The following is a 23382-nucleotide window of genomic DNA, read 5'->3' as shown; positions in this document are numbered from 1 at the left end:
CCGGTTTTAATGTGCGCCTTCTTCGATAAAGGCCCGGATATCCTTGAGAAACTGATCGCGGGATTCATCGTGAAGATACATCATATGGCCCGCGCGATAATAGTCATAGTGAATGCGTTCAGGCACCAGCCCGACTTCCGATAAGGCATTCTCCGCGCCGAAGAACGGCGTGGCGAAATCGAAATATCCCGCACTTACCAGCACACGCATATCCTTGTTATAGCGCATGGCTTGGCCGATCTGCGGCACCACATTGATGAACCGCCCGCCATTGGGAGCGCGATCCCCCAATTTCCAATCCCATTTGCGGAAGGCATCGGGGCTAGAGGCAAAATAGGGCCGGTCCATGCGCACCCCAAGATCCGTCTGGAAATAATCGCTGATAGCCGCAACATAAGCATTGCCAATGCTGGCCGATGCTGGGTCCGTTTCATAAAATTCCCCCACAGCATCGGGCTCTTCCCCCAGATAGCGGCTATCAAGGCGCCCCACCACCTGACGATCATCGCGCATCAGTTCTTTGAAGAACCGGAACACCTGAATCCGCATATTCGCCTTATCCAGCCAATCGGTTTTCAGCCCGGTATAAGCATGAAGCTTCGAAATAATCCGCTGGCGCTCTTGCGGGTCCAGCCGCGTGCCGGCGATCAATGCCGTTGCATAATCATTGCGGGCGAAATCACGCACCTCATCCAGAAATTCTTCAAGGTTTTCCGGCTTTTGCGGCAATTGATCATGATACCAGGCGGTGGCGGCATAGGTGGGCAAGAAGCTCACATAAGACATGATATTTCCCTGATTGAACCGGCTGTTCTGATAATGCAGAACAGCGGAAATCAGCATCACGCCATTCACGCCAATCTGGTGCCGGCGCCCGCCCAAAGCATCCAGAAGCGGCCCCATGCGCAAGGTGCCATAGCTTTCGCCCGCGATATAAATTGGTGAATTCCAACGGCCATTATCGGAAATCCATTGATGGATAAAGGCGGCGATGGAGTCGGCATCCTGACGAACGCCGTAAAAATCCGCGTTGCTTTTCTCACCCAAAGCGCGGCTATAGCCGGTGCCCACCGGATCGATAAACACCATATCCGATACATCAAGAATGGTATCGGGATTATCGACAACCGGATAAGGCGGCGCACCATCATCTTTTGCATCACTTGGCACCACCACCCGCTTGGGACCAAAAGCCCCCATATGCAGCCATAAAGAAGCAGAGCCGGGCCCGCCATTGAACAAAAAGGTTACGGGCCGTTTTTTAGAGGCAGCCCCCCCTTTTGCCAGATAGGCCACATTGAAAAAAGAGGCCGTCGGCTGGCCTTCATCATCGCGGATATAGGTTTCCCCGGCCACCACCTGATAGCTGATGCTCTTGCCATTGAACCGGCCGCTATGTTCGGTCACAAACTGCTTTGGCGCAGCCATATTGGCCTTGTCAGACTCATCCGATGCACGTTTTTGCGCCCAGCCTGTCTGCGCCACCAAACAAAGCAAAAGCCCGGCCATAGCCCATTTTTTAATCATTCCAACCCCCTATAAAATTGACAGTCAACAAACATAAAGGCTTCATGACCAAACTGGCAAGAAACGCTCTCTAGACAACAACATAGCCTTCTGACATAGTGCCCAACCGATGCTAATATTAGCCGCGAACCGTAATACTGCACTTTCTGGACAAAAACTTAACCGATAATAATGCGCCCTCTCTTTTTTAAGTACTGATCATGGCTCCTTGGCTACAATCCCCCCTTGATGTTCTTTTCAATTACTGGATGTCCTTGCGGGGGGCCGATGGTGGAATCCCACAAAAGAGCCACCTTAATCCGGTGAAGTTCAAAACCGTTTTGTCCGATGTTTCCATTTTGGAACGCACCGGAAAAGAGAATTATATATACCGGCTCATCGGCTCGGATATCTTGCAAAGGTTCACAACACTTTCATCCGGGATCAATCTTTTCGATCGTCTTGATCCAAATAGCGCAACATTTATCAGCGACTGGCTTGAAGCCATTTTTCATCTTCCCTGCGCGGCCCATTGCCACTATGTCGCGCGGTACCCGACGGGGTTGAAGCGGACCATGTCCTCTCTATATCTGCCGCTTGCAGATAAAGAAGGCACCCTTCGTTTTCTTTTGGCCTATCATCGGGCAACCGCACTTGAAGGCTATTCCGCGACTGTCCATGAATCCAATATTGAAATGGAACAGATGATCGTCACGCCGATTGACTTGGGGAGCGGCGTGCCCGACCTTCCCAAGACCTTGGATGAATAACATTCATTCTCTTAAAGAGTGCCGGATCAACAGGCGTTGCGACTAGGGACCAGAATGGACCACCCACAAGATATTCTCGGAATTGCCAGTATCATTCAACTGGCGGTGGCCCCTGTGTTTTTGCTCGCGGGGATCGGGGCCATACTCAATGTTCTGGCTTTGCGCCTTGCCCGCGTGATTGATCGCGCCCGGGTTTTGGAAGCTGCCTTTCCCACCCTTGATGATGAGGAAAAAACCCGCAGCCGCAGAGAATTGCGAACATTGGACCGGCGTATGCGCGTGGTTCAGGGGGCCATCAGCCTGTGCACCACCTCGGCGCTTTTTGTCTGTGTGGTGGTGATGGTTTTGTTCATTTCCAATCTCCTGACCCTTGATTTCGCAAATACGGTTGCGCCCCTGTTCATTCTGGCCATGAGTCTTTTGATCGGAGGACTTGTGCTGTTTTTGGTGGAAATTTTTCTGGCCACAAAAGCCATTCAGGTGCGCCGCGAATATTTGAAAGCAAATGAGCCAATGGCGCTAGCCAAGGGCCAAGCATCCCGCCGACAATAATCGCTCCTGATCAAGAACCAGCGGCATCCATATCGTCTGTCTTTAAAGGCCCCAAAGCACGAAGCCGCGCCTGCATCGCCTGATCCGGTTTCAATTCAAAAGCAGGCGGGATCACCAGCGTGGAAATGCCGTTCAGCCGGGAATCGGGCAATCGGGACAGTGCAATCCGCTCCATCCGTACCGGCATCATGGCCAACATGGCCGCTTCATAAATGATCACCTCGTGATCCATGCCATAGCCATCGGCCATCAACTTTTCCACCAACAAAGACAGACGCGCCCTGTCGGTTTCAAAGTGCGTAAGGCTGATTTCACCGGCCAGGCCCACCTGCCACAATATCAGGAGTTTTGCCGGATCGATGCGGTTGCAGTAGATCAGATATTGTGTCGCTTCCATGCTTTGGCTGCCATGGGTGCCGGGGTCCAGCCCAAGATCGGCATAAAGACAATCCTGTGTAGAAATGCCCGGCTCCATACGCGCCTCAAACCCTTCATCACGCGCCGCCTTGATTGCCCAATGGGGAACGCAGGCAAAAATACCGGGATGGCCATAAGCCACCAGACACACCGATTGTCCGGCGCGTACCGCCTTTATTACAGCATCCACCATATCGCGGTAGCTTTGCGGACGATATTTGCCTTGCGCATAATGCGTTTGCAGACTGGTCAAAGATGGGTTGAGCCCCGACAACCATTGTTCACATAAGCCATCCACCAGGCAGAATACATGATCCGCGTTCACAATCTCGCTTTTGGCGATCGCCGTAATCTGGCCTCCCAGAACCATGCCGGTGCCAACGACCACCAGCCGCCCACACTCGTCAGGCATAAAGCCTCCTTTTAAAGGTGATCGCCTTCATAACGCACCTGATCACGACCAGCGTGCTTGGCATCATAAAGGCAATTATCGGCCCGGGTGAAAATCGGTTCCAGCTTCGTTTCATGGGGATGGCGTATGGCCACGCCAAAACTGCCCGAAACTTCAAAGCTTTGACCCAAGGCGCTTTTATCCACCGCCTTGATGGCCTTCCGGCAAATTTCGGCCACGCGCAGGCTTTCTTCAAGCCCGGCACCGGGAAGGCAAATGGCAAATTCCTCCCCCCCGATCCGCCCAAACAGATCGTTCTTGCGAATTTTATGGCGGCAGGTTTCCACAACATTTTTCAAAACCCAATCGCCCGCCCCATGGCCATAGCTATCATTGATGGCTTTGAAATTATCCAGATCCAGCAAAATCAAGCCCAGATCATCGCCATTGACAAAGGCATCTTTCACCATTTTATCAACTGCTTGATTGAAATGACTGCGATTGGCAATACCGGTCAGGCCATCTCGCTGAGCCAGATTGCGAAAGCGATGGCGTTGCATATTGACGGACACCAACCAGCCAATCAGCGCCACGATCAAAAGGAAGCCAATAACCAATGAAAGCTGCAAATTCTGCCGCTGCTTTTCGCTCAATGCCCGAGACAAAGTGAGCAATTCGTTTTGCTGGTTTAGAATTTGTATTTGCCGCTCTTTATCCTGCGTTTCATAAAGATTCTGATAATAGGCCAAAGCCATGGCGCTGCGATCATCAGTCAAAAATTGGCTGGCTTCCACATAGATCTTGAACATAGCCAGCGCCGCGGACAAGTTGCCACGGCGTTCATGGATATCCGCCAATGTTTTGCTGGCATGACGCACGAACAATTTGAGCCCACTCTGCCGAGCAAGGCTTAAAGCCTCTTCCCCCATATGAAAACTCGCGTCCAGATCGCCCACTGCCAGATAAGCCGCGGCCAAGACCGATTTCAATTCAGCAATATGATAGGCATAGCCCACCTCTTCCGCATCGGGCAAAGTGCGTAAGGCAATGGCGATGGCTTGCTCTGCATCCCCGTCATCAAGGGCCAAAGCCGCCAGATTGGCGCGGGCGGAATTAACGATCAGCTTATTGCCAATGTTCGAACAAAAGGCCTCGGCATCTTTCAGCCAGTCCAGGGCCGCATTCCTATTGCCTGCCATACGCTCGGTAATACCAAGTTCCACAAGGGCAAAGCATTCCGATCGGGCGTAATTGTTTTCTGCCGCTAATTGCAGCATCTGCAGGCCCTGAGACACGGATTGTTCATACGCACCGGCATCCCGGAACGCCACGATGGCCGGATGCATAAAACCTGCTTTCAAGCTAATATCCGTAATCTCATCCACAAGCGCCAAATTTTTCTGAATTATGGCGAACATCTGATCATAATCGCCCAAAGCATTATAGATGGTCGATTCTATGGAATTGGAAAGAGCAAGCGAATTAACCGACAGATCCTCTCCCGACAAACTCTCAAGCATTTTCAAAGCATCGGTATATTCCCCGTGTATCACCAATAATTTAGCCTGAACGATTTGAAGCCGATAGCGCTGCTGATTTGAAAGGCTGTCGGAAAGCGCGGCAATCTGATCCAACAGCACCTCACCCTGATTGGGGTCGCTACTCACCAAATCGTTGGCTCTGGCCAACATTGCATCGATTTCAGCAGAGTCCGCAGCCATCGCCACAGGCATCAGGGCAAGCCAGATGGTTATGGCAAAACCCGCTGCCAACACCCCCAATCTGCACTCGCCCTGTTTGGTCATGCTAGTTATTTGCTATTATTGTCATTGTAGAATGGAACATGAACATTCAAATAAACATCCTTTACACCCGATGCCTTCTTGATGCCCTCCATATCGCAGGTGCAAATCATTTTGCACTCTGCGTCCGTCAACCCAAAGGCTTTCATAGTCCCATCAGGATCGGCGATATAGTGCGCCCGGTATTCTGCATCTTCCCCAAGCTTCGCCATAAAATCTAATAATTTCGACATTTTTCCCTCGATAATCTGCTCTTGCGATCCGGGCACCAGCGCCCCCCCCGATCACGGCACATCAACACTGCGTATAAAAACCTACCTTTCTCTTAATACTCTTATTCTTTATATTTTTTCAATCAAGGCGTGCGCGCCTCCATTTTTGCGGCTGCGTCTTCCAAAGCCGTGATGCTCCCCTCCATGATCAGGGGAATATAGCGGCTGATCTGCTCAATGGGCCAATCCCACCAGGCCAGCGCCAAAAGACGGGCGCACTCTTCTGGCGAGAAACGCATTTTCACGATACGTGCCGGATTGCCCGCCACAATGGCAAAAGGCGGCACATCGGCCGTTACCACAGACCGGCTGGCAATCACCGCCCCATGACCGATGGTCACACCGGGCATGATCAGGCTTTGATAACCGCACCACACATCATGGCCCAAAACCGTGTCCCCGCGTGAGGGATTATCATGCAACAAAGCCATATGCTGTTCCCAATCCGCGCCAAAGATAGGAAACGGGAAGGTCGAGATACCATTTGTTTTGTGATTGGCCCCGTTCATAATGAAGGTGGTGCCAGCGGCAAGGGCACAAAAACGACCAATGCGCAACAGATCGCCCACATGGTCGAAATGATACAAAACATTGTCTGTTTCAAACCGCTCAGGCGCTATCGGATCATCATAATAGCTATAATCGCCCACATGGATATTGGCACGGCTGATCAAAGGCTTCAGCCATTGAACCCGCGGGGCATGGGGCAAAGGATCAGGGGATGCGGGGTCTGGAAACCGCACCTTATCATCAGGCATCATCCGCTCCATCATTGATGGGGATGTCTAAGCTTTGAAAAGCAGTGCTCTTAAAACGCAAAAGGGAGGCCGCGGCCTCCCCTTAAGTGGTTCAAAAATCAATCGGCCCAATCAGGCGAGTTGAAGATTCACGGCAGATGTGCGGCCGCGACGGTCTTCTTCGAGGTCATAGGTGACCTGCTGATTATCATCCAGACCGGAAAGACCGGCGCGTTCAACAGCAGAAATGTGAACGAACACATCTTTGCCGCCTGTCTCAGGCTGAATGAAGCCGAAACCTTTGGTGGAATTGAACCACTTAACTGTACCTTTAGCCATGCTCGTATCCTTTCACGCGATGTCTCAGAAGTCGGTAGCGTCGTAATCGCGCGAAACCAAAATCAGATCAGTCGCAGGTTATTCGACGTGTACGTTCGGGACATCCCGACCGCCTATTTCCTGCTATGTGGAATATCGAAACACGCCGGACGACATTCCGCAGTTAGAGAATGCCGAATCATTGATTGCGACATTGGCCACAACATAATCTAATTTTCCAAAAATTCAAAGCCCTGTTCCATGTCCGACATGATATTTCTATTGGGCGGTACTTTCATGAACAAAGGCATCGGAAAAGCCTTCTAAACAACCCATTGCACCCTGTTTTTTTTCAAAACCAGAATCGCAGCCCGAACACCACCGACGTCTCTCCCGGGTCGCTCCCCCGGGCGCGGGCGAAATCGGCACTGTCGCCCACAAGGCGTTCCCATGAGATCCCGATATAGGGGGCAAATTGGCGTCGCACCTCATAGCGCAGGCGCAGCCCCACTTCAGCACTGGAAAGACCGGCACCGATGCCCGATTCCCCGATATCCTGCACCGCGAAATTAAGCTCGATCCGAGGTTGCGCCACAAGCCTTTGGGTAAGCATCAGCTCGTATTCCGTCTCCACCCGTGCCGTAAGGTCGCCCTTATCGCTGAAAAACAAGGCTCCATCCAACTCGAACCAATAAGGCATCAGTCCCTGAAGCCCCAGCACCGCATAGCTGCGTGAAGGCCCCGGCCCCACATCTTGACGCACACCCATTTGAAGGTCGAAAAACGGTGTGATCATGCGGCTGTATAACGCTTGAAGCTCCGCGTCATCCACGCCATCTTCGATGGTGCCTTCCCCTTCCATCTTGGTCCAGAATTTATGGCGGTCACTACCGAACCAGCCCTGCATATCCCAAAGATAAGCGTCGTCGCCGTCCATTACCCGATATTCCACCCGATCGGCCTGCAAAAACAACATCGCCGGCGTATCGTGAATGGGGAGCGGCCAATCGGCCGGGGCACCGGTCTGGCGCGCGTCCTGTGCGCTGGCGGGCAAGGTTGAAAGGCATGTGAGAACGACAGAATAAAGCGCTCTCATGCCTCTTCTCCATCATAGGGGGTCACCTCTACAACGCGGAACATGCCCGCCTCCATATGATAAAGAAGATGGCAATGAAACGCCCAGCGCCCAGGCGCATCCACATGGATCAAAGCCGACAGCCGTTCACCGGGCTTAACGCTAATGGTATGCTTGCGCGGGATAAGATCGCCATGGCCGTTTTCCAGTTCCATCCACATGCCATGCAGATGGATTGGATGTTCCATCATAGTGTCATTCACCAAAATCAGCCGCAGACGCTCGCCCAATGCAAAGGGGATCGGGCCATCCACCTCGCTGAATTTCTCCCCGTCAAAGGACCACATATAGCGCTCCATATTACCGGTGAGATGCAGTTCCAGTTCTCGCTCGGGCGGACGGTCATTATAAACCGTGCGCGCCTTCAGATCGGTATAGACAAGCACCCGATGGTCTATAGTCTCCAGCCCTGTGCCCGGATCGCCAAGGCGGCTGCGCTGCACGGCGGCGACATCCGCATTGCCCGGTCCGTGTCCAGACGGTCCATGTCGGGCGACAATCGGACCGCCCATAGCCATGCTGCCATGATTTTTCCCATGCCCATGACCGGCCGGCATCGCGTCCATATCCATGCCCATATCGGCCATGGTGCGAAGAGGCTGATCGCGCAATGCCGGTATGGCCGCGGACATTCCAGATCTCGGAGCAAGAGTGCCGCGTGCATAACCGCTACGATCCATGGCCTCTGCTATCACCGTATAGGCGCGATCGTCTTTTGGAGTTACGATCACATCATAGGTTTCTGCGGGCGCGATCTGGAATTCATCGGCCTCCACCGGCTGGACCGGTTGGCCATCGGCGGCAACCACGGTCATCACCAAACCGGGAATGCGCAGATTGAAATAGCTCATGGAGGCGGCATTGATGATGCGCAGGCGCAGCCGTTCACCGGGCTGGAACAAGCCAGTCCAATTATCATCCGGCCCTGCCCCATTGATCAGATAGGAATAAATATGTCCGGTCACATCGGCGATATCGGCGGGCGACATACGCATCCGCCCCCACGCCATACGGTCGCTGATCGCAGCGCCCAACCCAGTCTTACTTGCGTCCTTGAAAAAGTCGCCCACCGTGCGTTGCTGGAAATTGAGATAATCGCTGCGCTTTTTGAGCTTCGCCATCACTTTGTAGGGATTATCGAACATCCAGTCCGACAATATCAGAATATGCTCGCGATCATGGCCCACGATATCGGGTTCTTTGGGATCGATCACCAGTGGACCATAATGGCCAAGCTGCTCTTGAAGCCCGGAATGGCTGTGATACCAATAGGTTCCGCTTTGCCGAACCAAATAACGGTAGGCGAAGGTCTCCCCCGCCTTGATCCCGGGAAAAGCAACGCCGGGCACACCGTCCATTTCAAATGGCAACAAGATGCCGTGCCAATGAATCGAGGTCATTTCCCGCAAGCGATTATGCACCCGGATGGTCACCGTTTCGCCCTCCGTAAAGCGCAGCAAGGGACCGGGAACGCCGCCATTCAAGGTCACCGCAGTGCCGTGCTGGCCATCGATCCGCACCGGCGTTTCGGCAATGAACAGATCGACGTCGTGGGTGCCGGACCGCGAATCTGTGCGGGGGGTGGCTCCAGGCACATAGCCGGGACCGCCTTTCGCCCATACGGGAATGAAACCCTGCATCAAAAACCCACCACCCAACATGGTGGCGGATCGGATCAAATTGCGCCTCGTGATCATGGAACGTCCTTCAAGCAATAAAAAACACGACCGCCATGCACCGATGGTTCCGGCACATTCGTCGGTCAGCGACAGCGGCTTGAAGGCTTCAATTCAGAAGAAGAATAAAGAGAGAAACCAGCGTTTGGGGAAGATAAGGACTTTGTCGGACAGGCGCGACCAAAGGATGGTGCACCGGGTGATCCAAAGCCAACACATGACTGACTGTTCGTAAAAATACCGTATCAAGAGTCAAAAGCAGAGTGTCGGACGCTTTTATCGGCGGTGCAGCCAGTACGTCTACTTTGTCAAGATGCGCAGAACACGGCTTTTGCGAGGCGTCATGACAGGCCCCACCCTGCTCCGATATATCGCTATGGGCGATCGGGTTAGCCCCATTGCCCGGAACACCAGACATGACCATCGGGCCGGGGCACCAGACAGGCACCAGCACCAGCGCCATAGCCACAGCCACAGCCAAAAAAACAGACACGCGGTTCTTCTTACTCATAACGCCCGATCCACGGTACAATATTCAAACCATCATACCCCTATGAGTTATCGTGAGAAAGGAGCAAAATAAAAATGCATCCTTTTCAATCACCTCAAGCATATTGAAGGGTAAAAACAGCGATAAAACCGGCCGATGGGGAAATTTAACAACGGATCGTCCTGTTCGGACGCTATCGCTGATAGGGACACCGCTTCATTGGTCCGCTAAAGCTTCCCGGCGATTTTTTTCTCCAGATATGCTTTTAGCGCCACCGCATTATTATGCCCGGTGTCTTTTGCGCCATAAATCAAGGTGATGCGGCCTTGGCGGCCCCATTCCAGAAGCTGGTCAATGGCACCGGAACACCCATCCAGTTCCTTGAAATAGCGCTCCTTGAACCCATCCCATTTTTGCGGATCATGGCCGAACCATTTACGCAAATCAGTACTTGGAGCCAGATCCTTCAACCAATGATCCAGCGCCAGATCATCCTTTGACACACCGCGCGGCCAGATCCGATCCACCAGAATACGGCAGCCATCCCCATCTGCCGGATCGTCATAAGCCCGCTTGAGGCGGATATCGAGGCCGCCCCTATTCTTTGCCATCAGAGATGTCACCATCTTCGACCGGCCCCGAAAGGATCTTACGACCGGTAAACATGGCAGACACCAGCGCGCCACCGCTTCGGATCTCGGTAACCACCACGGCCAGAATATGCAAAACGACCATCGCTGAAATGGCGTAAAACGCATAATAATGGGTGGTGATGAAAGGCTTTCTGAAGGCCCGCATTTCGTCATAGGCAACGGGGTCGTACATCTCTTTTGCGCCGGGCAACAGGCTGGACGGATCAACGCCATCAGCGGCAATCCATTGCGCAATCCAATGACCAAAAGGCGCAAAGAAAATATCCGTTCCGGCCAGCACCAAACCGGTGACGGCCTGTGCAAAAAGCAACACGAATAAAAGAGTGACACTTAAACGGCCAAGAGGATTATGGCCCAGATAATGCTTGGGCTGCCCGTGGGAAACCCCACCGATATAATCTTGCACCGCCCGCACATAGCCTTTTCCGCCCGGAAGAATTCCCCGCCAACTGCTATAGCGATTGCCGAAAAATGCCCAAATCAGGCGAATGAACAGATTGATAGCGAACACATAGCCAAACCATATATGAACCTCTTTCAAAAGGATCTTGCCCGCAGGTCCAATCTGGAATTCCTTGGCATATAAGATAATCAACCCAAGACCGATAAGCCCCAAAACAGAGATGGCATTAATCCAGTGAAACCACCGTGTCGGCTTGTCCCAAACACGATATTCCTTCAGATCACCCTTGGGCATAGCAAGCCTTTCCTCACCTTGAGTAACACCATCTCCGGTTTCAAAGCCGCCGTCTATGGATTGGGACGCGGCGTTTCGGCTGTGCTTGGCGGCAAAACAGGATAGACAATCCGGGGCTGATCACCGGTCAGGCTGTGCAGAAACGCGGTAATATTCTCCACATCTTCCGCACTTAAATCGATACCCATCTGTGCTGTGCCCATCACCCGCACGGCCTGCTTAAGATCCCACACTTTCCCCGTATGAAAATACGGCGGGGTCAGCGCGATATTGCGCAATCCCGGCACCTTGAAGACGAATTCATCTTCCGGCAATTGGGACACATCGAACCGGCCCTTATCACCGGGTGGCAACAGATCTTCCCCCGGATTTTCAACCACACCAAAGGGCTGGAACTGCTCGCCCCCCAGATTGATGCCGCTATGGCAAGCCACGCAGCCATTATCCATGAACGCCTGAAGCCCGGCTTTTTGCTGGGCATTAAGCGCCGTTTCATCCCCTTCCAGATACTGATCAAATGGTGCATTGGGGGTAATCAGCGTCGCCTCGAACACGGCGATGGCTTTTTGCACATTCTCGATCCGGATGGGGTCTGTGTCATCGGGGAAAGCGGCCCTGAAGGCTTCATGATAGCCGGGGATACCGTCCAATTGCTCGACCACATGCCCCTCTGTGGTGGCCATTTCAACGGGATTGACCAACGGTCCGGCAGCCTGTTCTTCCAAATCCGCTGCCCGGCCATCCCAGAATTGCGCGAGATTGAACACGGCATTAAACACGGTGGGTGAATTGCGCGCCCCGGTTTGCCAGCTCTGCCCCAAAGAGGTTTCTTGCAAATCAACACCGCCCATGCCCACCACATGGCAGGAATTACAACTGATATTATGGGATTCGGACAGACGCGTATCGAAATAGAGCATTTTGCCCAATTCAATCTTCGCAGCACTTGCCGGATTGCCCTCCAAGGCGGGCGGCTTGGCCGGGATCGGTTTGAAAAAATCCTGAGCCGTGGCCATCAGATCGTCGGCAGCCTGTGCGGAACCCGTCACTAAAAAAGCACTCAACAAGCCCGATAAAACCCGTTTCTGCATTGTCCGACCCTTTCTGAATTCCCAATTCATTCTATAGAAAAGCTACAACAAAACCTTGATGTAGATCAAATCGGATAAGAGCGATGCGCCTTGCCGTCCTGCCGTCAGCCCGCCACATAATCCGACCAATGGGCCAATAAATGCTCTCCGTTGCGCAAAGACAGCGCATAAAGCGTGAAGGTGGGATTCACCGCCCCGGCCGTGGGATAAAGTCCGGTTCCCGCCAGCACCAGATTAGGCACGTCATGGCTGCGGCCATAGCGATCAACCACCGAGCGCTGCGGATCGTCTCCCATGGGGGTGCCGCCCATCATATGCGCTGTTGCCAAAGGCCCCGCCCAATAATCGCGCGCACCGGCAGCTTCCATAACCGCCAGCCCTTCGCGCCGCGCATGGTCGCGCACCGCCAAAGCATCCTCGTCAAAGCTGTGGATAATGCGCACCCGCCGCCGGTTATGGCGATCACGGTCATCAAAAAGCGTGATGCGGTTTTCAGGGCGCGGCAGGTCTTCGCCCATGGCCAGAATATTGGCCATATGTTTGCTGGCCCGTTCCATGAAATATGACAGATCCTGGCCGAAAAGATCGGCGCGGCTGGTGGCAATACCCGCCAGATCATTGGGCTTCATGGCCGGGGCAATCAGCCATTGATAGCTGCCAAAACCTTTTTCCCGACTGTCTTTTTCATAACCATCGCGGCAAGAAAGCTGCGCGCCCGATACCCCCAGATGCGGGTCTGTTTCCTCATCAAACAGGCCATATATCCCCCCCAATGAATGGGTCATGAATCCCTGCCCCACCAGCCCATTGGAATTGCCAAGACCCAAAGGCCAATCGGCAGAAGCGGAATTGAGCAAGATCGCCGGATTATGCACCGCCGAAGCGGCCAATATCACCAGATCGGCCCGTTGCTCGTGCAGATTTCGAGAATCATCGGCATAGACCACGCCGGTCGCCCTGCCCTTATGGGCCAACACTCGGATCACATCCGATTGGCTGCGAAAGTCCGCGCCTGCCCTTTTCGCTTCGGGAATATCACGCACAAGCGGGTTATAAAGCGCACCAATGGGGCAGCCTGCATCACACCAGCCATCATAGATGCAGGGCGCGCGCCCCTTATACCATGTGGAATTGATCGCCATGGGCATGGGGGCGGTGTGCATCCCCAAGGCTTTGAACCCACGTTCCAACACATCCGCCTGCCCAAAACGGGCCAAGGGCGGCATGGGATAAGGATCACCTTCAGGCCGCCAGATTTCCGTTTCCGCATCACCTGAAAGGCCCACATCTTCTTGAATACGATCATAAAAGGGGCGCAGTTCCGCATAATCCAGCGGCCAGTCCACCGCCCGGCCATAAAGGCTTTTAACCTTGAAATCGCTCTCGTCAAAGCGCGGCCAGGTGCCATAATGATGAAGTGCTGCGCCTCCCAAACCCCAGCCTGCATTAAAGCCATAACCAAAGGGATGCGTACCGGTAGACGCAACAGGTTCGCCACCCCAGCGCAAGCGCCGCGACCAGATCTGGCTACTGATCAGATCCGCCATTTCCCATCCGGGGCCGGCATCCAGAACCACCACCGATTTTCCAGCCTGTGCCAACAGCCGCGCATAAAACGATCCCGCCGCACCCGCGCCAACAATCAGCGCGTCTACCGCCTCATGTTTTTGTGCCGCACTCACCAGCGGTCCTCCGGCTCGAGATGGGCAAGATAAGGGATATCCAGCCCGTCAAACCCTGCCATGGTGCCATAGCGCACATCCACCGCATCGGCGCGCAGGACAAACAGCACCAACGCCGATGGTGGTCCGGCCCAATCGGGAATGGCATTATTCGCCATTGCCTCCACTAGTTTTGTCGCCTGTTCAGACGATACTGTGTGAAAGGCCCCGCCATAGCGTGCCTGAGCGGCTTTGTCGGTGGCTGCCAGCGCGGAGCGATAGAAAAGCTCCCAAGGCGGCGCTATATCCAGATAGCGCACAGTCAAAAGACTTTCCGCAAAAGAACAGCTCAGCTGTGCATCCACAAAATGGGCAAGGCCCGCACTGGCGGACCCCGGCACCAGAGCCTCTCCCATCGCATCCAGACACCGGATTTCCGCATCTTTGAGCAACCGGAACGCAGCCCCTTTGGCCCGCGCTTGTCTTGGTGTCAGCAAGTGTGTGCGCCCGGCGACGGCAAACAGCATGGCCCCGCTCGCCGTTGCTTTCAGTAAGGCGCGGCGGGGATAGGTCATGTCTTGCGCTCTTTTTCCGGCGACCGGGAAAGACCGGCCATTTTTTCCTCCAAAGCCTGCCCCTGATCGTCGGCCAAAGCGGCGGCGCGCAATTCGGCCAAAAGAGCCGCCCCGTCAGCGCGGGATTTGAGCATGTCCACAGCCCCCATCAGGCGATTGAAATTTCCCAATCCGCGCGCATGCGTATCGCCATAGCCCTTTACCAGAGTTTGGCAGCGGCCAATTTCCAGTGCCAGATCATAATGCGATCCGGCCAAATCTTCGATGCGCGCCAGCCAGCGTTCGATGCGGGCCTGTTCCTCTTGATAACGCAGGGTGGATCGGCGGATACGGCGCAAGGCAGACAGGCTTTTCAAAAGAAAAAAGCCGCCCAGCTTGGTGCTGTGGATAGTCCGCCCCTTTCGGCAGAACCACCCCACAAACTTGTTTATCCATGGTGTATCAAGAACCATATGACCCAAAGGGGCTGGCAAGCTATCGGCTATTTCGCGCACCCTTGGGTGCATAAATTCCGTCAGATAAACAATCTGGTCCGGCTTGGCGCGAACTTCCTTGCGGGCGCGGGCAAAGCGGCTGCCCCGGGTTTTCAGATCGGCAACACGGATGGTGTCTTCATAGCTCATCCACAAGGCCAATTGCCGGGCCACCACCCCACTCAGTTGAAAGCCGCGCGCCCCATCATCCAATCGCGCCACTAAAGCCAATCGGTCCAGATAAAGCCCCGCATAAGCAAGATCTTGATAATCAACGCAGCGACGTGTGCCTTCCACCGCCAGCTCATGCACCGCAGGCGGCAATTCAGCGGGAATACGGTTCAGCATATCGCGCACGGCTGCCGGCTTTCCTTCCGCCAAGGCCAAAGACGCCGATTGAAGCTGTGATTGATGCGGCAAGGGCGATGATGGCGAAGGCTCTGCCCCATGTGCGTCGCCAGCCACATTCTTTCGGGCCAGATCATAGGCTGCGCCAAAGGCAGCCAGATTGGCTTCCAGCATCCGCCCCCCTTCGCGGAGGGTGTCTTCATACGCCTCGCGGGGGAAAGGCAATGCGCCGGACCCTGCCAAGGCCCCAAAAAGCGACGAACTAATCACGCTTCCCACCGCTTCGGCGCTTGCCTTCATATCAAAGGCCACCAGATGTTTGGCATGGGCGCGTGTGGCTTCCAGCACCGTTTGCGCATCGGCGGTCCCGTCTCCCATGGCCGCTTTTTCGCTGATGGCATAGTCCCGATGGGTCGATGCAATGAGCGTGGTACGATCCGCGGTCACAAAGCCCCGGCTTACGGCCCGGCCTGCTTCCATCAGCTCCGATGCAATCACAATATCCACATCACCGGGCATGGGCATCAAAGCCAGAACCGGCGGGCGCCCTGCTTTTTTGGCTTCTTCGTGCAAAAACAGCTCAAGATAATAAATGGTCGCGCCCGTGCGCTGCGCGACGCCGGGAACAGAGGTATATTGCGCCAGATACCCGCAGCGTTCGGCCATTTTAACGATCCAGCCAGACAGCACACCGCCGCCTTGCCCGCCAAGGGCTGAAATAGCCAAAGTGATGGGACGCGGCCCGTTTTTCATAGGATCAAAAGGCATGACGGCTTCGCCCCTTTTCAGAACGGCGGTCCACCCACTGGATGATCCGCGCCCGCATTTTCGCCATAAAACGATCCCAACGGCCGGGATTCTGGATCACATCGGCGCGGTAAAAGCTGGGGCACAACACGGCGGCATGAGCCACCTCGCCACACAAACCGCAGCCCACACAGCTATTATCCACGGCGGCGACCGGATCTTCCCGCAAGGGATCGGGATTTTCGCGGATAGTCAGAGAAGGGCAGCCGGACAAACGGATGCAGCTATGATCGCCGGTGCAGCTATCGGGATCGATGCCAAAACGGGTGCGCACAAGGCGCTCGCCGCTTTTCAGCTTTTTCGCCAGCAGTGGATTTTCACGGCGCTGGCGGTTCAGCATACATTCGCCTTCCGCCACGATCACCTTGGGGCCTTTTTCCGGTGTCGTAAGGGCATCGCGCAAGGTATCGCGCATTTTTGCCACATCATAGCTGCCCACGGTTTTCAGCCATGTCACCCCCACGCCGCGCACGGCACTTTGGATGCTGTGGCCGGTGGATTTGCTTTCACGCTTGCCACGGCTTGATAAAATATCCTGCCCGCCGGTGGCGGCTGCATAGTTATTGTCAACAATCAGCAACACATTGTCGTTCTTGTTGAACACCGCATTGCCCACGCCGCTAGACAGGCCATTATGCCAGAATCCGCCGTCCCCCATCACTGAAATGGTGCGCTTGTCCGATTGGGTGTTGAAGGCGGAGGCCCCCGCCCAGCCAAGGCCATAGCCCATGGTGGTATTGCCGATATTGAACGGCGGCAGGATTGAAAACAAATGACAGCCAATATCGCATGACACATGAAACGGCCCCATCTCCCGCTCCAAAAGCTTCATGGCGGAAAAAACCGGCCGTTCCGGGCATCCGGTGCAAAATCCCGCCGGACGGGGCGGCAAAAGCGCATTCAAATCGTCCAACGCCGGACTGTCTGGCTGTTTGGGAAGGTTATGGCCCAGAGAACCGGCAGCCCCGAGGCTTTCTCCATGCGCCTTTATGAAAGCCGCAATGCCTGCGCGCAGAACCGCGCCGGTATATTCCCCGGCCATGGGCAGCACGTCCTTGCCCACGATCCGCGTTTCCAGATCTTGTTTGCGTAAAATGCTATTGACCGCCTGCTCGATATAATCCGGCTGGCCTTCCTCGATCAAAAGCACCGCTTTCTTGTCAGCGCAAAATCCGACAATTTCTTCCGTAATCAAGGGATACGTAACATTGAGCACATAAATTGGCAACCGCGCCTTGCCAAAAATATCGGACAGGCCTTCCACCTCCAAAGCGCGGATCAGATTATTATAAAGCCCTCCCTGAACGATGATGCCCACATCACCGGTGGCGGCGCCCAAAAATTCGTTCATCCGTCGGGATTTGATAAAGTCGATCGCCGCGGGCCAGCGCTTGGTCACTTTTTCCTGTTCATGGGAAAAATTGGCGGGTGGCAATACGATACGGCCCGTATCGCGCACCGGATTTTCCATGGCATCGCGCAAGCTAAAGGTGGCGGCGCGATTATCTTTGGCGGTGAATGATCCATAAACATGGCAGGTGCGGATACGCAGTTCCAGCATCACCGGCGTATTGGAGGCCTCGGACAATTGGAAGCCCAATTCCACCATATCCACAATGCTGGTAAGATTGGGGCGCGGGTCCAATAGCCACATCTGAGATTTCATGGCAAAGGCATGGCTGCGCTCCTGCATGATCGACGAGCCTTCACCATAATCCTCGCCGATAATCACCAATGCGCCACCGGTGACCCCACCCGATGACACATTGGCCAAAGCATCGGACGCCACATTGGTGCCAACGGTGGATTTCCACGTTACCGCGCCGCGCAAGGGATAATTCACCGATGCCGCAAGCATCGCCGCAGCGGACGCTTCAGAAGCGCTGGCTTCAAAATGGATGCCCAATTCCCGCATCAAGGGTTCGGCATCGGCCAGCACATCCATCAGATGCGATATGGGAGCCCCCTGATAGCCTCCCACATAAGATACGCCGGATTGCAACAGCGCCTTGGTAACAGCCAGAATACCTTCACCATGGAAGATCTCGCCGTCCCCGATCCGGAGGGTTTCGACCTCTTTTGCAAATGACCGTTCCGCCATGATTTGCCTTTCCGGCCTTATGGTTTCAGCTTTTGGGGACCAAAGCCAGCACCCGCACCGGCGAGCCAGAGCCACGCACAATCTTCAAAGGCGGGGCAATCACCACAGCGCCCGTGGGCGGAAGTTTGTCCAGATTGGTAAGGCTGGCCAATCCAAATTTATTCGCCCCGTGCATCAGGCTATGGCACGGAAACATGGGGTCAAAATTGGCCGCTTGCCCCGCATCGGTTCCCACCGTTTCCACACCCACGCCTAGAATATCGCGTTCCTGGGCCAGAAATTTCGGCGTTTCGGGATGGAAACCCGGCGTATGGGGGCCGTCTTCATGCGTGTTCAAAAAGGCTTTCGGATTGCGCCTTTTCGACCAGCCGGATCGCACCAGAACCCAGGAATCCTTGCTGATCCGGCCATGGGTTTTCTCCCACTCTTTCACAAAATCCGGTGTCAGCAGAAAATCCTCATCCCGCTCTACCTCCGCCACCACATCAATCACAAAGGCCGGACCGATGAACCGCTCCACCGGAATGGTATCGGTGGCATTGTTTTCATAATCCTTCCCTGTCACCCAATGGATCGGGGCGTCGAAATGGGTGCCGGTATGTTCACCGCATGCGAATTTATTCCAATACCACGCCGGTCCACGATCATCATATTCGCTGATCACATCAATGCTGAAGCCGGGCGATGCGGCAAATTGGGAGGGCAATTGCAGGGTCGGCGTTTGCGGCTCCAAAGGCTGCGTCAAATCGACCACGGTGATACGGCACTCTGAAAGTCCTTTTGCCAGATCCATAAGCGTTTGTTGCGACACAAGGCATCTCCCTTTTATGGTCCTTTATGGACGAAAGGATTGGCGCACATCACCCACCCCATCCACATAAACAGATTAACGGCATCACCGCCAATGCTGCAATTTTAAAGTTAAACTATTTTTCTGATATGGCCTTATGGCGAAACATTTGGAAGGCGCAAACCGCGCTCTTCCAGGATGGGCAACACAGTATCGCGGAAATACGGAAACTCTTCCGTATAATTCACAAAGGCCAATGTGGTGCCGCCAAAGCCCGTTTCATGAAGCATACATATCTTGTCCGCCACCTGTTCGGGCGTCCCCACAAGTGGATAGCCCCCATGCCCTGCCGCCATCCGGTCACGGATCAGCTTCAACAAATCATGGGGGAAGCTTTGCGCATGGGCGAATTGCAAGCGGATCAGATTGTCTACCGCCGCCCAGTCTGCATGGGTTTTGGCATAATACTCATGATAATCCTGCGCGTCCTTTTCCGTTGGGCGGCACACCACATAGGAAAAGGTCAGCACATCCACATCCCTGCCTTTTTGCTGCGCCATGTCCTTTAATTCGGCGATTTCCTTTTTCGACCGATCAAGATCAATGGCCGGGGTGAAAAGGAAATTGGCATTGCGGATGGCAAAAGCCCGGCCTTGTTCGGACCCTGCGGCATTGATAATGGGAGGAATACCGGCCCAGGGTTTGGGGTCAGAATGAACGCCCTTCAAGTGGAAATAGCGCCCGTCCCAGTCAAAAGCCCCGGCTTCGCTCCACAATTTATGCACGATGTCATACCATTCCTGCCCATAGCCATAACGGGTTTCATGGTCATCAGGCAGGCTTAACCCCATGGCTTTATATTCCGGCTCGTTCCACCCGGCGACGATATTCAACCCCGCGCGTCCCTTGCCGATATGGTCGATGGTGGCGATTTGCTTTGCCGCCACCACCGGATGATTGAAAGCCGTGTGCAAGGTGGCAATCACGGAAATTCGCTTGGACAAGGCCAAAAGCCCTGCCGCCCATGTCATGGTTTCCAACACATTGAAATGAAAGTTCGTTTCGCCGCCATAACCGATCCAGCGCGCGATGGGCAGCATGAAATCAAGACCCGCCGCATCGCACATCTCGACCAGTTTTCGGTTATTCTCCCATGAATTATCCCAGCGTTCGGGCACTTTCGTTACCGCCATACCCGAAGAACAATTGGCCGAAAACGTGCCCAGCTTGAAATGGTCGTTCAAGAGCAAACGGTTGATTGCCCGTGCCATGTTATGCCCCCTTACCGGTCACAGCGCATAGCGCACGCTCAATCCGATCCAACGCGGGGGCCGGAAGGAAATTTCATTACAACCGCACAATGTGGCCAGATCGAAGCCCTGAATTCCCGCCTTGGCATTGGTGAGATTTTCCACTTTCAAAGCCGCCTCCCAATGGCCATCATCACTGGCCCAGGCAAGCCGGGCATTGGCGAAGAAAAAGCTGTCGAACTTATCGGCATCAAAATTGCGCAAATTATAGAAATAGCTGTCCGACCAGCTAAGATCGCCCATCACCGACAACATGCCGCCAAAGGCCGCCCATTCATAACGGGCCATACTGGAAAACTGGAATTCCGGTGCATAATTGGGCTTGGCATTAATAGAGATCGGACCATCCACCCGCAAAGGCACATCTTTCACCGTGGCATCGAGCCACGAGCCTGCGAGACGGAAATCAAAGCCTTCAAAGGGCGAGGCCACGAACTCCACATCGGCCCCATAATATTCGGCATCGGCATTGATCACCACACCGGACACGCCGGTAAACAAGAACGCCTGATAGTCGTTATAATCATAATAGAACAGATTGGCGTTCAGCCGGGCGCTGTTATCCAGAAGCTGGGCTTTGAAACCGGCTTCATAGCTCCACAACACCTCTTCATCATAGGGAATGGCGCTGGTGGGAACGGGAATACCGCCGGCCAATTGGGCATTGAAGCTGCCTGCTTTCACCCCGCGTTTCACCGCAGCATAAATCAACAGATCCTCATTCGGGGTATATTCGCCGCGAACGGTCCCCGCCCATAAGGTATCGCTGCTATCATCCGTGAAGGCTTCCGGCCCGTTTGGCCCGAATACCGGGCCAATGGGGATCGGGGTGCCTTGATTGATCTTGCGTGAATCCTGCGTCGGGAAAATGGCCTGCTGAAAGCGGTAATCCTTTTCTTCCTGAATGATCCTCCCGCCCAGAATAAACGCAAATTTCTCGGAAATCTGATAGTCCAGATGGGCAAAGGCGGAATAGCTGTCGGTGTCCAGATCAGCAAGGGAGCTCAGATCGAAAGGTGCACCGGGAACCACACTATTGACGGGGAATTTCAACCCGTTATCGGAGCGATTGTCGATATTGAGATAAAATGCCCCAAGCACCCAATTGGCCTTTTCGGTGGTGCCGTTCAGGCGCAGTTCCTGCGTGAAACTGGTGGCATCAACACCCGCGAAATTCGCAGATTGATTGACTGGCGCTGAATCCACATCAATGAACAACAGCTTTTCATAGTCTTTATAATCGCTGATGGATGTAAGGGTGATGCTGTCGCTGATATCCCACTGGATATTGTTATTCACACCCCATGTATCCGTGGAATTGGCATCATCGAAAGCGAAATCGCCCGAAAAGCTGAAGCCTTTGCCATCGGGATCAAGATAGCCAAAGAAATCGCCACCGGGCGCAAACCGTCCGAAAAATTCCGCGCCCGGCGCATCATCGCCACCGAACAGCCCGTTATTATCCAGATCGGTGCCAAGATCCACCCCACCCGGCCCGATGGAGGCACGGCTTTCCCCAGGGGGCACATCAATCACATTGACCAATTCATTGGTGCCATTCACATCTTCAAACACCGCAATGGTGGGCTTGGATTGGAACGGCCCGGTGCTCAGTCGGCTGCGCTCCACATTGGCTGAAACCCGCCAATAAAAACTGTCTGTGGGCTGATATACGACCGTGAATCGCCCGGCCAGCGTATCATCATCCCCCAGATTGACGCCTGCCCCCGGCCCCGGTGAGCCGCCAACGGCTCCATCGGGATAATTGTTTTTCAAATATCCCCCATGCTTTGAAAACATCACAGCACCGCGTGCGGCCAAATGCTCGCCCAAAGGACCGCCAAGGGCGGCTTCGATGCGTCCGCCATTGGCATGGGCGGGCGAATCGAAAAAGCCGTATTCCGCATCCACATAGCCTTCAACGGAATCGAAGGTCGGCTGGTTGCTGAGATAGTGCACAAGACCACCGGTGGCATTGCGGCCAAACAATGTGCCTTGCGGGCCTTTCAGGATTTCCACCCGATCAATATCGAATACCGCGAAGGTCTGGGCTTGGGAAATAGCAATATAACCCTCATCCAAATAGGCGGCATTGGGGGCTTCAACGATATCGTTGAAATCATTCTGGGTCACACCGCGGATGGTAAATTGGGTATTCTGCCCCGCCAGATTCCCCGAAATATGAACCCCCGGCGTCATGGCGGCGATATCATAGCTTTTTTCAACGCCATATTCGCGCATTTGCTCGCCCGAAATGGCTGTAACGGCAATGCCCACCGATTGCAGGCTTTGTTCGCGTTTCTGGGCGGTGATGACAATTTCTTCCAACAATCCGCCGCGTTTTTGTTGTTCTTCAGGCGCTATGGATTGCTGGTCATCGGATGAAATGGCTTGGGCCCAGCCCATATTCAAGGGTGCGATCGTCGCCGCCAAAACGGCCACAGCCGAAGCCTTGCATAAAAAGCGGCCCTTCCCCCTGCCCCTAGGATTCTGGCACGTCTGCTCTTTATTTATCATCTGCATTTTCCCCTTCCTCACCCAAAGAGTCGTTGATCCGGGCCGCGTCATCGGCCTCATCTTTTGGTGCCGCACATTTTCTGTGCTTATGGGCGCCATCGAAATTTATTTTAAGTTCAAAATTATTTATCTGTCAAAGTTTATATGTAAAATATATAGGTGCAGCGCAGCAAATACCCCGTTTTGCGCAATTATCTTGCGCTCTTTGCGGGAGCACTCTCTTTGTCGATTTTATTTTAAACATAAAGTTTTTTATTTGACCCGATGCCCCCGCCCCCATACCATCAGGACCT

The 23382-nt window shown here is 54.2% G+C and carries 21 protein-coding genes; 2 read left to right on the top strand and 19 right to left on the bottom strand.

Translation table 11 applies throughout. The features are described from left to right. Positions 1–6: 6 nt before the first annotated feature. Entirely contained in the window at positions 7–1527 is a 1521-nt protein-coding gene (locus IEX96_RS11175) for a S10 family peptidase (protein WP_150005605.1), read from the bottom strand. Positions 1528–1727: 200 nt separating this feature from the next. Between IEX96_RS11175 and IEX96_RS11170 the strand changes: the two genes are divergently transcribed. Both IEX96_RS11170 and IEX96_RS11165 read left to right on the top strand, forming a co-directional pair. After that, entirely contained in the window at positions 1728–2276 is a 549-nt protein-coding gene (locus IEX96_RS11170) for a PAS domain-containing protein (protein ID WP_150005604.1), read from the top strand. A 54-nt stretch (positions 2277–2330) separates the two neighbouring features. After that, positions 2331–2828, top strand: coding sequence for a DUF2721 domain-containing protein (locus tag IEX96_RS11165; protein ID WP_150005603.1), 498 nt, complete (start codon positions 2331–2333; stop codon positions 2826–2828). A 10-nt stretch (positions 2829–2838) separates the two neighbouring features. Here the strand turns inward: IEX96_RS11165 and IEX96_RS11160 are convergent, their stop codons facing one another. From IEX96_RS11160 to IEX96_RS11075, 18 genes are all read right to left on the bottom strand, one after another. Next, positions 2839–3657, bottom strand: coding sequence for an SAM-dependent methyltransferase (locus tag IEX96_RS11160; protein ID WP_150005602.1), 819 nt, complete (start codon positions 3655–3657; stop codon positions 2839–2841). An 11-nt stretch (positions 3658–3668) separates the two neighbouring features. Further along, a complete protein-coding gene (locus IEX96_RS11155) occupies positions 3669–5441 on the bottom strand; it encodes a tetratricopeptide repeat-containing diguanylate cyclase (RefSeq protein WP_150005601.1) in 1773 nt (590 codons plus the stop codon). Between the two features lie 5 nt (positions 5442–5446). Further along, positions 5447–5707, bottom strand: coding sequence for a hypothetical protein (locus tag IEX96_RS11150; protein WP_150005600.1), 261 nt, complete (start codon positions 5705–5707; stop codon positions 5447–5449). 86 nt (positions 5708–5793) lie between these two features. After that, the gene (locus IEX96_RS11145) at positions 5794–6468 is read right to left on the bottom strand and encodes a CatB-related O-acetyltransferase (protein WP_150005599.1); all 675 of its coding nucleotides are present in this window, start codon (positions 6466–6468) and stop codon (positions 5794–5796) included. Between the two features lie 111 nt (positions 6469–6579). Continuing rightward, positions 6580–6786 (bottom strand): cold-shock protein, encoded by a 207-nt coding sequence (locus IEX96_RS11140; protein ID WP_042086396.1) that lies wholly within the window; start codon positions 6784–6786, stop codon positions 6580–6582. 331 nt (positions 6787–7117) lie between these two features. Continuing rightward, on the bottom strand, positions 7118–7861 hold the full coding sequence (locus IEX96_RS11135) for a copper resistance protein B (RefSeq protein ID WP_150005598.1): 744 nt from the start codon (positions 7859–7861) through the stop codon (positions 7118–7120). Further along, positions 7858–9597: a copper resistance system multicopper oxidase gene (locus tag IEX96_RS11130; protein WP_150005597.1), complete on the bottom strand. Its 1740-nt coding sequence runs from the start codon at positions 9595–9597 to the stop codon at positions 7858–7860. Before IEX96_RS11130 ends, IEX96_RS11135 begins: the two co-directional genes overlap by 4 nt. An 88-nt stretch (positions 9598–9685) precedes the next feature. Then, positions 9686–10087: a hypothetical protein gene (locus IEX96_RS11125; protein WP_150005596.1), complete on the bottom strand. Its 402-nt coding sequence runs from the start codon at positions 10085–10087 to the stop codon at positions 9686–9688. Positions 10088–10293: 206 nt separating this feature from the next. Further along, complete coding sequence (locus tag IEX96_RS11120; protein ID WP_150005595.1) at positions 10294–10677, bottom strand: DUF488 domain-containing protein; 384 nt, start codon at positions 10675–10677, stop codon at positions 10294–10296. Next, positions 10664–11416: a cytochrome b/b6 domain-containing protein gene (locus IEX96_RS11115; protein WP_150005594.1), complete on the bottom strand. Its 753-nt coding sequence runs from the start codon at positions 11414–11416 to the stop codon at positions 10664–10666. The genes IEX96_RS11120 and IEX96_RS11115 overlap by 14 nt, the downstream gene beginning before the upstream one ends. A 53-nt stretch (positions 11417–11469) precedes the next feature. After that, positions 11470–12507 carry a cytochrome-c peroxidase gene (locus IEX96_RS11110; RefSeq protein ID WP_188873935.1) on the bottom strand — a complete coding sequence of 346 codons (1038 nt, stop codon included), beginning with the start codon at positions 12505–12507 and terminating at the stop codon, positions 11470–11472. Between the two features lie 104 nt (positions 12508–12611). Then, positions 12612–14189: a GMC oxidoreductase gene (locus tag IEX96_RS11105; protein WP_150005593.1), complete on the bottom strand. Its 1578-nt coding sequence runs from the start codon at positions 14187–14189 to the stop codon at positions 12612–12614. Further along, positions 14186–14743, bottom strand: coding sequence for a gluconate 2-dehydrogenase subunit 3 family protein (locus tag IEX96_RS11100; protein ID WP_150005592.1), 558 nt, complete (start codon positions 14741–14743; stop codon positions 14186–14188). Before IEX96_RS11100 ends, IEX96_RS11105 begins: the two co-directional genes overlap by 4 nt. After that, positions 14740–16332: an indolepyruvate oxidoreductase subunit beta family protein gene (locus IEX96_RS11095; protein WP_229773694.1), complete on the bottom strand. Its 1593-nt coding sequence runs from the start codon at positions 16330–16332 to the stop codon at positions 14740–14742. Before IEX96_RS11095 ends, IEX96_RS11100 begins: the two co-directional genes overlap by 4 nt. Beyond that, on the bottom strand, positions 16322–18472 hold the full coding sequence (locus IEX96_RS11090; protein WP_188873934.1) for a ferredoxin family protein: 2151 nt from the start codon (positions 18470–18472) through the stop codon (positions 16322–16324). Before IEX96_RS11090 ends, IEX96_RS11095 begins: the two co-directional genes overlap by 11 nt. 25 nt (positions 18473–18497) lie before the next feature. Next, entirely contained in the window at positions 18498–19283 is a 786-nt protein-coding gene (locus tag IEX96_RS11085) for a cyclase family protein (protein ID WP_229773693.1), read from the bottom strand. Positions 19284–19417: 134 nt separating this feature from the next. Next, positions 19418–20533 carry an LLM class flavin-dependent oxidoreductase gene (locus IEX96_RS11080; protein ID WP_150005591.1) on the bottom strand — a complete coding sequence of 372 codons (1116 nt, stop codon included), beginning with the start codon at positions 20531–20533 and terminating at the stop codon, positions 19418–19420. 18 nt (positions 20534–20551) lie between these two features. Then, positions 20552–23014 carry a TonB-dependent receptor gene (locus IEX96_RS11075; RefSeq protein ID WP_229773692.1) on the bottom strand — a complete coding sequence of 821 codons (2463 nt, stop codon included), beginning with the start codon at positions 23012–23014 and terminating at the stop codon, positions 20552–20554. Positions 23015–23382 lie beyond the last annotated feature (368 nt).

It is taken from the genome of Iodidimonas muriae, from assembly GCF_014647255.1.
GTDB classification, from domain to species: domain Bacteria; phylum Pseudomonadota; class Alphaproteobacteria; order Sphingomonadales; family Rhodothalassiaceae; genus Iodidimonas; species Iodidimonas muriae.
Note: the sequence above shows the minus strand (reverse complement) of the source record. Positions and strands in the feature narration are given on the sequence as shown.

Bases quoted from the DNA above. Each gene is read 5' to 3' on its own strand.
- IEX96_RS11175 (WP_150005605.1), bottom strand. From the start codon at position 1,527: ATGATTAAAAAATGGGCTATGGCCGGGCTTTTGCTTTGTTTGGTGGCG.
- IEX96_RS11170 (WP_150005604.1), top strand. From the start codon at position 1,728: ATGGCTCCTTGGCTACAATCCCCCCTTGATGTTCTTTTCAATTACTGG.
- IEX96_RS11165 (WP_150005603.1), top strand. From the start codon at position 2,331: ATGGACCACCCACAAGATATTCTCGGAATTGCCAGTATCATTCAACTG.
- IEX96_RS11160 (WP_150005602.1), bottom strand. From the start codon at position 3,657: ATGCCTGACGAGTGTGGGCGGCTGGTGGTCGTTGGCACCGGCATGGTT.
- IEX96_RS11155 (WP_150005601.1), bottom strand. From the start codon at position 5,441: ATGACCAAACAGGGCGAGTGCAGATTGGGGGTGTTGGCAGCGGGTTTT.
- IEX96_RS11145 (WP_150005599.1), bottom strand. From the start codon at position 6,468: ATGCCTGATGATAAGGTGCGGTTTCCAGACCCCGCATCCCCTGATCCT.
- IEX96_RS11140 (WP_042086396.1), bottom strand. From the start codon at position 6,786: ATGGCTAAAGGTACAGTTAAGTGGTTCAATTCCACCAAAGGTTTCGGC.
- IEX96_RS11135 (WP_150005598.1), bottom strand. From the start codon at position 7,861: ATGAGAGCGCTTTATTCTGTCGTTCTCACATGCCTTTCAACCTTGCCC.
- IEX96_RS11130 (WP_150005597.1), bottom strand. From the start codon at position 9,597: ATGATCACGAGGCGCAATTTGATCCGATCCGCCACCATGTTGGGTGGT.
- IEX96_RS11125 (WP_150005596.1), bottom strand. From the start codon at position 10,087: ATGAGTAAGAAGAACCGCGTGTCTGTTTTTTTGGCTGTGGCTGTGGCT.
- IEX96_RS11120 (WP_150005595.1), bottom strand. From the start codon at position 10,677: ATGGCAAAGAATAGGGGCGGCCTCGATATCCGCCTCAAGCGGGCTTAT.
- IEX96_RS11115 (WP_150005594.1), bottom strand. From the start codon at position 11,416: ATGCCCAAGGGTGATCTGAAGGAATATCGTGTTTGGGACAAGCCGACA.
- IEX96_RS11110 (WP_188873935.1), bottom strand. From the start codon at position 12,507: ATGCAGAAACGGGTTTTATCGGGCTTGTTGAGTGCTTTTTTAGTGACG.
- IEX96_RS11100 (WP_150005592.1), bottom strand. From the start codon at position 14,743: ATGACCTATCCCCGCCGCGCCTTACTGAAAGCAACGGCGAGCGGGGCC.
- IEX96_RS11095 (WP_229773694.1), bottom strand. From the start codon at position 16,332: ATGCCTTTTGATCCTATGAAAAACGGGCCGCGTCCCATCACTTTGGCT.
- IEX96_RS11090 (WP_188873934.1), bottom strand. From the start codon at position 18,472: ATGGCGGAACGGTCATTTGCAAAAGAGGTCGAAACCCTCCGGATCGGG.
- IEX96_RS11080 (WP_150005591.1), bottom strand. From the start codon at position 20,533: ATGGCACGGGCAATCAACCGTTTGCTCTTGAACGACCATTTCAAGCTG.